The organism is Flavobacterium sp. GSB-24 (assembly GCF_027924665.1).
Taxonomy (GTDB): Bacteria; Bacteroidota; Bacteroidia; order Flavobacteriales; family Flavobacteriaceae; genus Flavobacterium.
In genome coordinates this window covers 1400948-1416939 of record NZ_AP027043.1, presented here as the reverse complement: position 1 = coordinate 1416939, position 15992 = coordinate 1400948, and the positions used below count along the sequence as shown (strand labels likewise).

Annotated in this window: 9 protein-coding genes; 8 read left to right on the top strand and 1 reads right to left on the bottom strand. The window is 34.4% G+C overall.

Annotated features, from left to right (window positions below):
• Positions 1-22: 22 nt before the first annotated feature.
• Positions 23-2998 carry a TonB-dependent receptor gene (locus tag QMG60_RS06405; protein ID WP_281867253.1) on the bottom strand — a complete coding sequence of 992 codons (2976 nt, stop codon included), beginning with the start codon at positions 2996-2998 and terminating at the stop codon, positions 23-25.
• A gap of 236 nt (positions 2999-3234) precedes the next feature.
• On the opposite strand from QMG60_RS06405, the gene QMG60_RS06400 reads away from it, so the two are divergent.
• From QMG60_RS06400 to QMG60_RS06365, 8 genes are all read left to right on the top strand, one after another.
• Positions 3235-4266 carry a LacI family DNA-binding transcriptional regulator gene (locus QMG60_RS06400; protein ID WP_057115950.1) on the top strand — a complete coding sequence of 344 codons (1032 nt, stop codon included), beginning with the start codon at positions 3235-3237 and terminating at the stop codon, positions 4264-4266.
• 178 nt (positions 4267-4444) lie between these two features.
• Complete coding sequence (locus QMG60_RS06395) at positions 4445-5962, top strand: MFS transporter (protein ID WP_281867252.1); 1518 nt, start codon at positions 4445-4447, stop codon at positions 5960-5962.
• A complete protein-coding gene (gene pgmB, locus QMG60_RS06390; protein WP_281867251.1) occupies positions 5955-6614 on the top strand; it encodes a beta-phosphoglucomutase in 660 nt (219 codons plus the stop codon). Before QMG60_RS06395 ends, pgmB begins: the two co-directional genes overlap by 8 nt.
• Before the next feature lie 86 nt (positions 6615-6700).
• On the top strand, positions 6701-9004 hold the full coding sequence (locus QMG60_RS06385) for a glycoside hydrolase family 65 protein (RefSeq protein WP_281867250.1): 2304 nt from the start codon (positions 6701-6703) through the stop codon (positions 9002-9004).
• 27 nt (positions 9005-9031) lie between these two features.
• Entirely contained in the window at positions 9032-11146 is a 2115-nt protein-coding gene (locus QMG60_RS06380) for a glycoside hydrolase family 97 protein (RefSeq protein WP_281867249.1), read from the top strand.
• Between the two features lie 104 nt (positions 11147-11250).
• Positions 11251-13116 carry a glycoside hydrolase family 13 protein gene (locus tag QMG60_RS06375; protein WP_281867248.1) on the top strand — a complete coding sequence of 622 codons (1866 nt, stop codon included), beginning with the start codon at positions 11251-11253 and terminating at the stop codon, positions 13114-13116.
• A 196-nt stretch (positions 13117-13312) separates the two neighbouring features.
• On the top strand, positions 13313-14980 hold the full coding sequence (locus QMG60_RS06370; protein ID WP_281867247.1) for an alpha-amylase family glycosyl hydrolase: 1668 nt from the start codon (positions 13313-13315) through the stop codon (positions 14978-14980).
• A 181-nt stretch (positions 14981-15161) separates the two neighbouring features.
• Positions 15162-15845 (top strand): glycerophosphodiester phosphodiesterase family protein, encoded by a 684-nt coding sequence (locus QMG60_RS06365; protein ID WP_281867246.1) that lies wholly within the window; start codon positions 15162-15164, stop codon positions 15843-15845.
• The last annotated feature ends 147 nt before the right edge of the window (positions 15846-15992 follow it).

Genomic DNA, 15992 nt, shown 5'->3' with positions numbered 1-15992 from the left:
TTTTTAAATTATGATTTTCCTATTAGAAGCTTGCATTCACACCAAACAAGAATGTTCTTGCTCTCGGATAAACATTATTATCAATTCCATTGAATTTCTCAGGATCTAAACCATTATACTTTGTAAGGATAAAAACATTCTGCACACCAGCAGTGAATCTTAATGAAGCTGCTTTTATAATTGTTTTATCAAAAGTATATCCAAGCGTAACATTATCAAGTTTAATAAAAGAAGCGTCTTTTATAAAATAGTCTGATAAATAACGTTGTGTACCATTATCTTCAAATGTAAAACCAGTGTTATAGTAATCTGAACTTACATTCGATAAATCTGTTTGTCTTCTTAAACCAGCATCAGAATATCCTAAGTTAGAACTTACGTTATCAAAAATACGGTTCCCTAAACTCGCTCTCCAGTTCATTGTAAAATCAAACTTTTTGTAGTTTAAAGTAGAAAACAATCCGAAAGTATAATCTGGTGCTGTTTTATGAAATCTATAACGATCTCCAGTATCAATTTTCCCATCTCCATTTCTATCTACATACGCACCAGCAATTGGTCGTTTATTTGCATCGTATAATTGTTCGTAAACAAAGAATGAGTTTGGAGCATATCCAACAGAATTTATTTGAATTTTGTTTCCATTACCACCAGCGATATTATCTCCAGTTAAGTAACCTTGGAAACCCGGAACTGTAATTCCTAAGTTAGCAATTTCTTGATGAATATAAGTAGTATTGAAAGCTACATTCCAAGTCAAATTATCTGTTTTAATAATGTCAGAAGCAATACTGAACTCGATACCTTTTGTATCAACGCTTCCTATATTAAAGAAACCTTGATTTCTAATGTTTGCTCCATCTGGAACTGCAATTTCAGCTAATAAATCTGTTGATTTTTTATTGAAATAATTTATCGATCCAGTAATTCTGTCGTTGAAGAATCCGTAATCAATACCAATATTAGTCTCAGCTAATTCTTCCCATTTAATATTTTCATTATATCCTTCTGGTCTTGCAGTTGCATAAATTGTGTTACCAAAAATATACTGAGAGTTGATTGTTCCAAGAGTTACTCTTCTTAAATAATCATACTGTGCAGATATATCTTGCTGACCAGTTGTACCGTAACCAACTCTTAATTTTAAAGTAGAAACAGTAGCATTATCTTTTAAGAAAGCTTCCTCAGATAAATTCCAAGCAAAAGCAGCTCCTCCAAAATTACCCCATCTATTAGCTTCTGAAAAACGAGATGTTCCGTCTCTTCTGTAGTTAAGAGTTAGCAAATATCTACTGTCATAACCTAAATTCAAACGACCGAAATAAGACTGAAGATTGATATCTGGATCAGTAATTACATCCTCATTTGGATTTGGCTGTCTAGTTTCTCCTGATTGGTATTTTTCTTTTTGAAACAACTGATAGTTATAACCCGCAGTTGCATCAATTTTAAATTTCCCTAAATCTTTAGTATAATTAAAATAAGCATTTAAGTTTTTATTTTGAAGTGCATCAGTATAACTGCTGTAGTTTCCTAGATTCACATAATCTGGACCATTAAAAGGTTTTGGCTGATATCCTAAAGCACTTTGAGTACTTACTTCTGTATATCCGCTGCTATCAAATCTATCGATACCTGCTTCAACAACAGCTCTTAAATCTTCGAAGAAATGGAATTTGTAGTCTAATCTAACATTTCCCCATTTTCTTGTAGAAGTTGCTCTTCTATCATCTTGATTTAATCTAGCAACAGGGTTTCTTGCTGGTAATAATGGTAAGTTTCCAGTTGGCTCTAACCATTCGAAATAACCTCCATAACGAGATCCAGCTTGGTATACTGGCTGCGTTGGATCAAATCCGATTGCACTTCCAATAACAGCTCCTTCGTCTTGAAATTGATTTTTCCCGAAAGATAAGTTTCCGCTAATATCAATTTTTAAATGATTATCAAATAAAACTGGATTTAACGATATCGATGTCGTAGTTCTTTCAAAAGAAGTGTTTCTTAGGATTCCAGGATTATCAACATTTCCAACAGATAAACGTACAGGCAATTTATTAAATAAAGACCCGCTTACAGAGATATTGTTGTTTGTTGTAAGTGCTGTATGAAAAATTTCATTTTGCCAATTTGTATTAGCATTTCCTAATAAAGCTTGTTGAGCAGGAGTTCCTTTTGTATTTACCAATTCGCGGAATTGATCTGCACTCATTACATCAACAGTATTCGCTACTGTATTAATACCAACTTGAGAACTGAAATTTACTTTAACAGCTCCTTTTGATCCTTTTTTGGTAGTAATAACAATTACACCATTTGCAGCACGAGAACCGTAAATTGCAGCAGCAGAAGCATCTTTCAATACTGTAAATGATTCAATATCATTTGGATCAATTGTAGATAAAATACTTGTTGCTCCACTTGGAACTGCATTGCTTAACGGAAGTCCGTCTAAAACTATTAATGGTTCATTTGATGCATTTAAAGAAGATCCTCCACGAATTCTAATATCTGCTTTTGCACCTGGCGCCCCTCCTCCTGTGACATTTACACCCGAAATACGACCACTAATTAAACTCTCTGGAGTTACGTTAATACCTTTATTAAATTCTTTCGCAGAGATTTGAGAAACAGAACCTGTTGCATCTTTTTTCTTAACAGTTCCGTAACCTACCTGTACTACAACTTCTTTAAGTTGATTTGTATCTTCTTCTAGAGATACAGCTAAGTTTTTTTGACCATTAAACACAATAGTCGATGTTTTGTATCCAATAAATGAAACTATAATTTTGTCTCCATTTTTTAGATTCGGTAATTGAAATTTACCATCAAAATCTGTAGAAGTACCTCCTGCGGCACCTTGTACATTCACATTTACTCCTGGTATTGGCTGACCCGTGGCAAGATCAGTTACTGTTCCTGTTAATGTGCTTTGAGCTAACACAGTAAACGGAAGCAGAAGGAATAAAAATAACAACTTTTTGTAAATTGTTTTCATACTTTTTGTTTAAATTAGTTTTGAGTTTTTGACTGTTAGTTAAGTTTTTAATTTTACTTCGAATTTCAAAATTATGAATTTATTAACATGCTCAACCAGAGACAACTTTTATTGAGTTACGAAAACGTGGTAGTGTTGAAAACTTTCTATATTTTGTAATCTTTTCAGTCAAAAATTGTCAATTATAAAATTTTCAGATACCTTTATTATTAATTAGATTTTTTTCACTTTACGCCATGAAACGCAAAATAACCCTAAAACAGATTGCAAAGGAACTTGATGTATCCATTTCAACTGTCTCAAAATCACTTAGAAACAGTCTTGAAATTGGTGAAGAAACGCGCTTAAAAGTGCAGGCTTTTGCAAAGTTTTATAACTATAAACCCAACAATATTGCTCTTAGTTTAAAGAACCGAAAAACCAAAAGTATTGGCATCATTATACCCGAAATTGTACACTACTTTTTCTCTACTGTAATTAATGGAATTGAGCAGGTTGCGAACGAAAATGGTTATAGTGTTGTCATTTGTTTATCTGATGATTCTTTTGATAAGGAGGTTTTAAATATGGAAATGTTAGCCAACGGAAGTATCGACGGTTTCATCATGTCTCTTTCTAAAGAAACACAATATAAAGGTGATTTTCATCACATTACAGAAGTCATTAACCAAGGGATGCCGGTTGTAATGTTCGACCGCGTTACTAATGATATTTTATGCGATAAAGTAATTATTGATGATAAAGCGGCGGCTTATGAAGCTGTTCAGAGTTTAATTGATAACGGACGAAAAAAAATAGCCTTAGTAACAACTGTTGACTATGTGAGTGTCGGAAAACTAAGAACTGATGGTTACGAAAAAGCACTTTTAGACAACGGAATTCCTTTCAACGAAGATTTAATCATAAAAATTGAAGATGTTGATACCTGCGAAATCACTATTAGTCAGCTTTTACACGACAGAGCTTTTGATGCTGTTTTTGCTGTAAATGAACTTTTTGCGGTAACCATTATCAAAACTGCATCAAAAATGGGATTAAAAGTTCCGGAAGATTTAGCTGTAATTGCTTTTACGGACGGAATCATCTCCAAATATTCTACTCCAAGTATTACAACCGTAAGTCAGAGTGGGGAAAAAATGGGAAATAAAGCGGCTAAAATGCTTATTGAACGACTCGAAGCTGAACATGATGATGACGAAGAAGAAAACGAAAACTATACAACAGAAGTTATAGAAACACATTTAATAAAAAGAGAATCTACTGACTAATTTTCTTAAAATCAACACATTCTAAAGCCATAAAAAATATTTATGGCTTTTTTATTAGCATAAATAAAAAAATAATTAATACTTTTACGCCCGTCAAGGCTTTTACTTTTACTTCGAAAAAAACAGTAAGTTTTGATAAGCAAAGCGCTTATCGTATAATTTTTCACAAATTACGATAATGGAAAAGCGTAAATTAAGTTTCTGGGAAATTTGGAACATGAGTTTCGGTTTCTTGGGAATACAGTTTGGTTTTGCACTGCAAAACGCAAATACTTCTAGAATTTTTGAAACCCTTGGTGCTAAAATAGACGAAATCCCAATTTTGTGGATTGCTGCGCCTGTTTCAGGTTTAATTATTCAGCCCGTTATTGGTTATTTCAGTGATAGAACCTGGACTCGTTTAGGAAGACGCCGCCCCTATTTTTTAATTGGAGCCATTTTGTCTTCAATCGCATTATTCATTATGCCCAACTCTCCTACTTTATGGATTGCGGCAGGAACTTTATGGATAATGGATGCTTCGATAAATGTTTCAATGGAACCTTTTCGCGCCTTTGTTGGCGATAATTTACCCGACCATCAACGTGCATTAGGTTTTGTAATGCAGAGTTTTTTTATTGGAACAGGTGCTGTTGTAGGTTCTGTTTTACCCTATCTTTTTACAAATGTTTTTGATGTCAGCAATGTTGCCCCTAAAGGAATTATTCCAGATGCTGTAAAATGGTCTTTCTACATTGGCGGAATTGTTTTTCTGCTTTCTGTTCTATGGACTGTTTTTAAAACAACTGAATACACGCCTGAAGAACTTCATGCATTTGAAGCTACTAGTAAAAAAGATTCTCAAAATCTTTCTAATCCAGAAACAGAATCTGGAGTTTCTACAAAAAAACAATTGCTTTTAGGATTAGTCTTTGCCGGTATTGGCGGATTAATTTCATTTCTAATTTTTGAAAACAGCCTGGCAAAAGAATTGTATATTTTATTTATCGGACTAATTTTTATGGGTGTTTTATTTGTAATTGCATCACAATTACGAACTAAAAAAGTTCAAAATGGCTTTACCATAATCATGACCGATTTATTGAATATGCCAAAAACAATGCAAAAATTAGCCTGGGTACAATTTTTCTCTTGGTTTGCGCTTTTCTCTATGTGGATTTACACAACACAAGCTGTTACACAACACATTTTTGGTACGACAGACACGACTTCAAAAGTTTACAACGATGCTGCTGACTGGGTTTCTGTGTTATTTACAGTTTATAACGGAATTGCTGCTGCAGTAGCTTTCTTATTACCAATCATTGCAAAAAAAGTAGGCGTTAGAGCAACACATTTATTGGCATTATGCGCAGGAGGTGTTGGTTTAATTTCAATTTATTTTATTGGTGATAAGCAAATGCTAATCCTGCCCATGTTAGGAGTTGGAATTGCATGGGCAAGTATTTTATCAATGCCTTATGCAATGTTATCTGGTGCTTTACCAGCAGCAAAAATGGGTTATTACATGGGAGTTTTTAACTTTTTTGTAGTAATACCACAAATTGTAGCCGCTACCATATTAGGATTTGTAATCAAACAATTCTTTCATAACGAACCTATTTACGCCTTAATAATTGGAGGTGTATCTATGATTTTTGCCGGATTACTTACACTTAGAGTAAATAGCAGAACTAAAATTGAAATTCATGAATAATAATAAAAAAGCCTTCATATTCGATCTTGACGGAGTGATCGTTGATACCGCTAAATACCATTTTTTAGCATGGCAGAAAATTGCCCAATCATTAAATATAAATTTTACACATGAAGACAACGAACTTTTAAAAGGCGTGAGCCGCGTTCGTTCGTTAGACATTATACTTGGATTAGGTAATGTTCAGGCTTCTCAGGAAGACAAAGACAAATGGTTAATTCAAAAAAACGAAGATTATTTATCCTATTTAGTTGACATGGACGAAAGCGAGATTCTTCCAGGAGTTGCTAAAATTCTAAAACTATTAAAAGATAAAAACCAAGGAATTGCATTGGGTTCTGCGAGTAAAAATGCCCGACCAATTCTTGAAAAAACTGGAATTCTTTCGTATTTCGATGTTATTGTTGACGGTAACGATGTTACCAATGCAAAACCAGATCCGGAAGTTTTCTTAAAAGCGGCTCAATTGTTAAATATTGATCCAAAAGATTCAATTGTATTTGAAGATTCTGTTGCCGGAATTCAGGCAGCAAACATAGGCGAAATGGTAAGCGTGGGAATTGGTGAGGAAACAATTTTACATGAAGCTGACTATATTTTTAAAGATTTTACCCAAATCGAAACAAGCTTTATAGAAAAATTAATCAATTAGAAAATGTGCCAATTTGATAATTAGATAATTGCTGCAAACATGCATTATCTAATTGTCTAATTAACGAATTATCAAATTAAGAAAAAATGAACCAAGATTATATAAAACCAGATAATTGGTCAATTATAGAAGAAGGATTTGATGCCGAAAGAGTAAAATCGTCTGAAAGTCTTTTCAGTATCGGAAACGGCGCAATGGGACAACGCGCCAATTTTGAAGAAACCTATTCAGCAGAAACTTTTCAAGGAAGTTACATCGCTGGAATCTATTATCCAGACAAAACAAAAGTGGGCTGGTGGAAAAACGGTTACCCGAAATATTTTGCCAAAGTACTAAACGCTCCAAACTGGATTGGAATTGACGTTGAAATCAACGAAGAAAATCTTGATTTAAATAATTGTACTGAAGTTAGAAATTTCCAAAGAGAACTGAATATGAAAGAAGGATGGTACAATCGTTCTTTTGAAGCTGTTCTAAAAAACGGAACTGAAATTGCCGTAAATGTTCGTCGTTTTCTTTCATTAGATTTAGATGAAGCGGGAATTATAAAATATGAAATCACGCCTTTAAACAAAGATGCAAAAATCGTTTACAAACCTTACGTTGATGCTGGTGTAGCCAATGAAGATGCGAACTGGGAAGAAAAATTCTGGGAACCGCTTGAAGTTAAAAAAGGCACAAACGAAGCTTTTGTAACAGCGCAGACTTTTAAAACGCATTTTAAAGTGACAACTTTCATGCACAATACGATTTTGGCAAATGATGAAGATATTCACGTTTCGCCTTCTACAATCGATTCAACTGCAGACAAAGTTCAATATACTTACGGAACTATTATTGCAAAAGGACAAACCTCAGCAATTCAAAAAATCGGAGGTTATACCGTTTCTTTGAACCACGAAAATACTTTGGCTGCAGCCGAAAAAGTAATAAAAACTGCTGTTAATTCAGGATACGATGCTTTACTTCAAAATCAAATTGAGGCTTGGGCAAAAATCTGGGAAATGTCAGATATTACGATTGAAGGCGATGTAAAAGCACAGCAGGGAATTCGTTTCAATATCTTTCAATTAAACCAAACTTATTCAGGAAAAGATTCTCGTTTGAATATTGGACCAAAAGGTTTTACGGGAGAAAAATACGGTGGATCAACTTATTGGGACACTGAAGCTTATTGTATTCCGTTTTACATGGCTACAAAAGATCAGCAGGTTGCTCGAAACTTATTGACGTATCGTTACAACCAATTAGACAAAGCAATTGAAAACGCTCAAGATAATTTAGGTTTCAAAAACGGTGCTGCATTGTACCCAATGGTTACCATGAATGGTGAAGAATGCCACAACGAATGGGAAATCACACACGAGGAAATCCATAGAAATGGGGCGATTGCTTTTGCGATTTACAACTATAACCGTTATACTGGAGATTACTCTTATATTCCAGAAAAAGGATTAGAAGTTTTAATCGGGATTGCACGTTTCTGGCACCAAAGAGCTTCTTTTTCTAAAGATAAAAACCAATACGTAATTCTTGGTGTTACAGGACCAAACGAATACGAAAACAACATCAACAATAATTTCTACACCAATTATATTGCAAAATGGTGTATTGATTTTGCTGCAGAACAAATTGAAAAAGTAGCTTCAGAATATCCTGCAGATCACAAGCGCATTTTAGAAAAAGTAAGCCTTTCGGCAGAAGAAATTCAGGAATGGAAAAAAGTGGCCGATGACATGTATTTCCCAATTTCAGAAGAACTTGGAATTTATTTACAGCAAGACGGTTTCTTAGACAAAGATTTAGTTCCAGTAAAAGATTTAGATAAATCACAGCGTCCTATTAACCAAAAATGGTCTTGGGATCGTGTTTTACGTTCACCATATATTAAACAAGCCGATGTTTTACAAGGTTTCTATTTCTTCGAAGATCATTTCTCTAAAGAAGAATTAAAACGCAACTTTGAATTCTACGAGTCATTTACGGTTCACGAAAGTTCGCTTTCCCCGTGTGTCCACTCGATTCAGGCTGCAGCTTTAGATAAAATGGATATGGCATATACGTTTTATTTAAGAACTTCTCGTTTGGATTTGGATGATTATAATAAAGAAGTCGAAGAAGGCTGTCACATCACATCGATGGCGGGAACTTGGATGAGCATTGTAGAAGGTTTTGGCGGAATGCGTGTGAAAAATGACCAATTGCATTTCTCTCCAAAAATCCCAAAAGAATGGAAAGGTTACTCTTTTAAAATCAATTTCAGAAATCAAATTTTAAAAGTAGCTGTAAATCATAACGAAACAACATTTACTGTAGACGGCGATCAAGATTTAACAATTGTAGTTAACGGAAATCCTGTAATTGCAAGTAAATTTGTACAAATAAATTAAATTACAATACTCTAAAAATCAAAAAACATGAAAAACTTATTTTTCGCAAGTTTAATTTTGTTTGCGTTTAGCACCGTTGCAACAGCGCAGCAATTAAAATCACCCGAAGGCAAGTTCGTAATGGAATTTTCTCTTCAAAACGACGGAACTCCAACGTACAATTTAAAATACAAAAACAAAGAAGTTGTAAAAACCAGTAAATTGGGTCTTGAACTTAAAGATGATAAAAAATCTTTATTAAACGATTTTACTGTTGTTGATACTAAAACTGCAACTTTTGATGAGACTTGGAAACCAGTTTGGGGAGAAGTAGATCACATCAGAAATCATTATAACGAATTGGCTGTTACTTTAAATCAAAAAGGAACAGACAGACAAATCGTAATTCGTTTCCGTTTATTCGATGACGGTTTAGGATTTAGATATGAATTCCCAGCGCAAAAGAATCTAACTTATTTTGTAATTAAAGAAGAAAGAACTCAATTTGCAATGACTGGAGATCATACGGCTTTCTGGATTCCAGGAGATTATGATACTCAGGAATACGATTATACAAAATCGAAATTATCTGAAATTAGAGGTTTATCTCAAAAAGCATATACAGCAAACGTTTCTCAAAGATCTTTTTCGCCAACAGGAGTTCAGACTTCTTTGATGTTAAAAACTAATGATGGAATTTACATTAATTTGCACGAAGCTGCTTTGATTGACTATTCTTGTATGCACTTGAATTTAGACGATAAAAACCTAGTTTTCGAATCTTGGTTAACTCCAGATGCAAAAGGTGACAAAGGTCATATGCAAGCGCCAAATCATTCACCATGGAGAACGATTATTGTAAGCGATGACGCTAGAGAAATCTTAGCTTCAAAAATGACGTATAATTTAAATGATCCTTCAAAAATTGAAAATACTTCTTGGATTAAACCAGTAAAATACGTTGGTGTTTGGTGGGAAATGATTACAGGAAAAAGCTCTTGGTCATACACTAATGATTATCCAACAGTACAATTGGGCGTTACTGATTTTGCAAAAGCAAAACCAAACGGAACACACGGAGCAAACAACGCTAACGTAAAAAAATACATTGATTTTGCTGCTGCAAATGGTTTCGATGCTGTTTTGGTTGAAGGTTGGAACGAAGGCTGGGAAGACTGGTTTGGGCACTCTAAAGATTATGTTTTTGATTTCTTAACACCTTACCCAGATTTTGATGTAAAAGGTCTGCACGAATACGCAAAATCTAAAGGTGTAAAAATCATCATGCACCACGAAACTTCAGGTTCTGTTCGTAACTATGAGCGCCATATGGATGCAGCTTACAAATTCATGAACGATAACGGATACGATGCTGTAAAAAGCGGTTATGTTGGAGATATTTTACCTCGCGGTGAAAACCACTACAGCCAATGGATTGTAAACCATTACCAATACGCAATCGAAAAAGCAGCAGATTATAAAATTATGGTGAACGCTCACGAAGCAGTTCGCCCAACAGGAATTGCAAGAACGTATCCAAACTTAATTGGAAACGAAGCTGCAAGAGGAACAGAATATCAAGCTTTTGGAGGTTCTAAACCAAATCATGTTACGGTTTTACCTTTTACACGTTTAATTGGAGGTCCAATGGATTACACGCCTGGGATCTTCGAAATGGATATCAGCAAAATGAATCCTGAAAACACATCTCATGTAAACAGTACAATTTGTAATCAATTGGCTTTATACGTTACAATGTACAGTCCATTGCAAATGGCAGCTGACACTCCAGAGAACTACAATCGTTTTCCAGATGCATTCCAATTCATTAAAGATGTAGCTGTAGATTGGTCTGAAAGTAAATATATCGAGGCTGAACCTGGAGATTTTATCACAGTCGCACGTAAAGCAAAAGGAACAAACAACTGGTTTGTTGGAAACGTAAACGGAGAAACGCCTCGTACTTCAAACATCGATTTCAATTTCCTTGAAAAAGGTAAAAAATACACGGCAACAATTTATGCTGATGCAAAAGATGCGCATTACAAAACTAATCCGCAAGCTTATACTATCAAGAAAATTGCTGTAACAAACAAATCAAAATTATCTCAGTTATCTGCTCCTGGAGGAGGTTATGCGATAAGTATTATTGAAAACAAATAATTTAATTAACCATATAAGAAATGTAAGTCCATTTAAATAGAAATCTCCCCAGTTTTTGTCTTAAATGTTCTTACATTTCTTATATGGTTTAAATTCTACTCACTATGAACAACCTAAAAATAAACCATCATATCTTTAGATTAATACTATTGGTTTTGCTGTTTTCCGCTTCCGCGAAAGCCCAAATCCAAAAAGTAGAACCGCCTTTCTGGTACGCAGGAATGAAAAATTCGGAACTGCAAATTATGTTTTACGGAAAAAATATTGCACAATACGAAGCTTCGGTTTCAAACAATGTGGTGATTAAAAATGTAGAAAAAACAGAAAACCCAAATTACCTTTTCGTAACTATTGATACGAAATATGTAAAAGCTTCTGAATTAGTTTTCTCATTCAAAAACGATAATAAAGTTGCCTTCAAACAAAAATATGTTCTTAAAGAAAGAAGAGCGAATTCTGCCGACAGAAAAAGTTACGACGCCTCTGATTTAATCTACTTAATCATGCCAGATCGTTTCGCTAACGGAAACCCTAAAAATGACAGCGATACTTCTTTAACTGAAAAAGGAAATCGTCAAGATCCAAGCGGACGTCATGGCGGCGATATCGAAGGAATCATTAAAAACTTAGATTATATTTCGTCTCTTGGTGCAACTACAATCTGGAGCACGCCTTTATGCGAGGACAATGACAAACAGCATTCATACCACACTTACGGGCAGTCTGATGTTTACAAAATTGATCCACGTTACGGAACGAATGATGATTACGCTCGCTTATCAGCAGAAATGCACAAAAAAAATATGAAACTGGTGATGGATTATGTAACCAATCACTGGGGAATTACACATTGGATGATCAAAGATTTACCAACAAAATCTTGGATCAATCAATTTGAAAACTACACGCAAACACACCACAGACGTGAAGTAATTACAGATATTCATGCTTCAAAAATAGATCAGGAAGTTTGTGTTGACGGCTGGTTTGTACCTTCTATGCCAGACTTAAATTTAAGAAATCCGTTAGTTGCAAAATACTTAACTCAAAACGCAATCTGGTGGATTGAATTTGCAAATCTTGACGGTTTTAGAGTAGACACTTATAACTATTCAGACAAAACGGCAATGGCAAATTGGGCAAAATCTATTACAGATGAATATCCTAATTTTAATATTGTTGGAGAGATCTGGATGCACAATCAGGCGAATTTAGCTTTTTGGCAGAAAGACAGCAAAATTGGTGCAATCGAAAATTACAACTCGAATCTGCCAAGTGTAATGGATTTTACGCTTCAAAGTCAAGTTACTTCTGCTTTTAATGAAGACGAACCAAGCTGGGACAACGGGTTGATTAAATTCTACAACAATTTTGCAATGGATTATTTATATCCAAATACGAATAACATTTTGGTTTTTGCTGAAAATCATGACACGGATCGTATGAATGAAAAATTCAAATATGATTTACCAAAATACAAACTGGCAATGACTTTATTGGCAACCGTTCGTGGAATTCCGCAAATCTATTACGGTTCAGAAATTGGAATGGGCGGTGATAAAGGAAAAGGCGGTGATGCCGATATTCGTCAGGATTTCCCAGGCGGATGGGCTGGCGACAAAAACAACGCTTTCACTGCAGCAGGAAGAACGGCTGAACAAGCGGCTTACTTTGATTTCTCTTCAAAACTATTCAACTGGAGAAAAACAAACGAAGCGGTTCATTTCGGAAAAATGAAACATTATATTCCAGAAAACAACACCTATGTATATTTCAGATATACCGATGCTAAAACTGTTATGGTAGTTTTCAATAACAATGCAAAAGAGCAAGTTGTGAAAACAAATCGTTTCAAAGAAAGCATCAAAAACTTTAAATCAGGAAAAGATGTTATTACTGGAAAAACATTTGATTTAAGTTCTGAAATTACTTTAGAACCAAAATCAGCTTTGGTTTTAGAATTGGAATAACAATATTTTTTTCTCTCGCAGATTTAGGAGATTTAGCAGATAATTTTAAAAAAAATCTGCCGAATCTGCGAGATCTGCGAGAAACTATTTTTTTCCGCCACGAATTCACGAATTATTTTTGACAATCTTGAGAATAAAAATTTGTGAATTCGTGGCGGAATCTTTTTATTATAAATCTTCGTTAAATTTAGAATAAATGAAAAAATACATTTTCCTTTCTTTATCTTTAGTATACTTAACAATGAGTTGTTCTGGCTCAAAATCAGTTTCAATGAATAAAGAAAATACTTCGAAAATACCTTTCGTTTGGGAAGGAGCAAATGTTTATTTTTTACTTACCGATCGTTTTTATAATGGAGACACTTCAAACGACATCAATTTCAACCGAACCAAAACTCCCGCAAAACTGCGCGGATTTGAAGGCGGCGATATCATCGGAATCATCAAAAAAATCGACGAAGGATATTTTGAGCAATTAGGAATAAATGCGATTTGGCTTACGCCGATTGTTGAACAAATTCATGATGGCGTTGACGAAGGAACTGGACTTAGTTACGGTTTTCATGGTTATTGGGCAAAAGACTGGACTGCTTTAGATCCAAATTTCGGAACGAAAGAAGACCTAGCCAATTTAGTAAAAAAAGCACACGCAAAAGGCATTCGAATAATTCTGGACGGAGTTATCAATCATACTGGTCCAGTAACTCCAGAAGATCCTGTTTGGCCTTCGGACTGGGTAAGAACAGGCGTTGTATGCGACTACAAATCTTTTGAAAACACTACAATGTGTACTTTGGTAGAAAATCTTCCAGACGTAAAGACCGAAAGCACTCAAAATGTAGAACTGCCGCCTTTTTTGATTGAAAAATGGAAAAAAGAAGGCCGTTATGAAAAAGAAATCGCTTCACTAGAAGAATTTTTCAAAAGAACAGGATATCCAAGAAGTCCAAAATATTACATCATAAAATGGCTTACCGATTATATTCTAGAATTCGGAATTGATGGTTACCGCGCCGATACTGTAAAACATACCGAAGAAGGTGTTTGGGCCGATTTTAAAAAAGAATGTGAATATGCATTTGAAACTTGGAAAAAACATCATCCTCTACAAGTTTTAGATCAGAACCCGTTTTACACGATCGCTGAAGTTTATGGTTATGGAATAAGCGGTGGTCAGGATTATGATTTTGGAGATCGAAAAGTCAATTATTTTGAAAATGGTTTTAACAGCTTAATCAATTTTGAATTTAAATGGAATGCCGCTCAAAGCGATTATGAGACTTTATTTTCGAAATATTCAAATCATCTACAGAATGATTTAAAAGGTTATTCTGTCCTTAATTATATGTCTTCTCACGACGACGGCCAGCCTTTTGATGCCAATCGCACAAGAGGTTTTGAATCCGGAACCAAACTTTTACTTGCCCCAGGAATGTCGCAAGTATATTACGGAGATGAATCGAATCGTTCCTTAGTAATTGAGGGAACTCAGGGAGATGCAACTTTGCGTTCGAATATGAATTGGGATGATATTAAGAAGGATCCCGATACACAAAGAATGCTGTGGCATTGGCAGAAGTTAGGGCAGTTTAGACGAAATCATCCTGCCGTTGGCGCTGGAATTCATTCCAAAATTGAGAGCGAATATTATGTGTTTTCAAGAATTTATTCTAATAAATCATTTACAGATAAAGTCATAATCGGTTTAGATTTACCGGAAGGCAGAAAAGAACTTCCTGTAAATTCAATTTTCGAAAACGGAATGAAAGTAAGAGACTTTTTCTCTGATCAGGAAACAGAAGTTATCAATGGAAAAGCAAGTATTGACAGTAAATACGGAATTGTTTTATTAGAACAGATTTAATTTTTTTCTCTAGCAGATTCGGCAGATTCAGCAGATATTAAAAAAGAAAATCTGCTGAATCTGCAAAATCTGCGAGAGATATAATTTATCCCATCTTTAAAATCATTTCAATGCTTTATCAAGTGATGCTATTATTTTTCCTTTGCTCCTTTGTACCTTTGCAACTCTGAACCTTTATAAAATGAATATTTTAAAGATTGCACATCGAGGCGCCAAAGCCTACGAACCTGAAAACACTTTAAAAGCCTTTCAAAAAGCCTTAGACTTAAATTCAGACGGAATTGAACTTGACGTTCACTTAAGCGCTGACGAACAAATCATCGTAATCCACGACGAAACCGTAGACAGAACCACTAACGGAAAAGGTATTGTAAACACTTTTTCTTTATCTGAATTAAAATCATTTTTGATTGATGAAAAATACCAAATCCCAACTTTAAATGAAGTCTTTGATTTGGTCGATAAAAAATGTTTTATCAATATCGAATTAAAAGGTTTAGGAACTCCAAGTAAAGTGGTTCAGTTAATTGAACAATATATTTCAGAAAAAAACTGGAGTTATAATCATTTTATAGTTTCGAGTTTCGATTGGAATATGCTGGAAGAAACTTTAAACCTGAATCCAAATATTGCAATTGGTGTTTTAACAGAAGAAGATCTTGATACCGCTATGGCTTTCGCCGAAAAAATAAAAGCAAAATCTATTCATCCTGATTTTCAATTATTGAATATCGAAAATGTAAAGAAAATTCAAGAAAAAGGATTTTTAGTTTTGCCTTGGACAGTAAACTCTGCGGAAGACATTCAAAAAGTAAAAAGTTATAAAGTAAATGGCATTATCTCTGATAATCCAGACAAGATATAAAGTTTAAAATTTTAGCCACAGATTAAAAAGATTAACCCAGATTTTTTTACCCACGAGTTACACAAATTTTAATGCAATAAATTTAATTCGTGAAAATTTGCATAATTCGTGGCAAAGGAAAAAACCCTTTAAATCTGTGTAATCTGT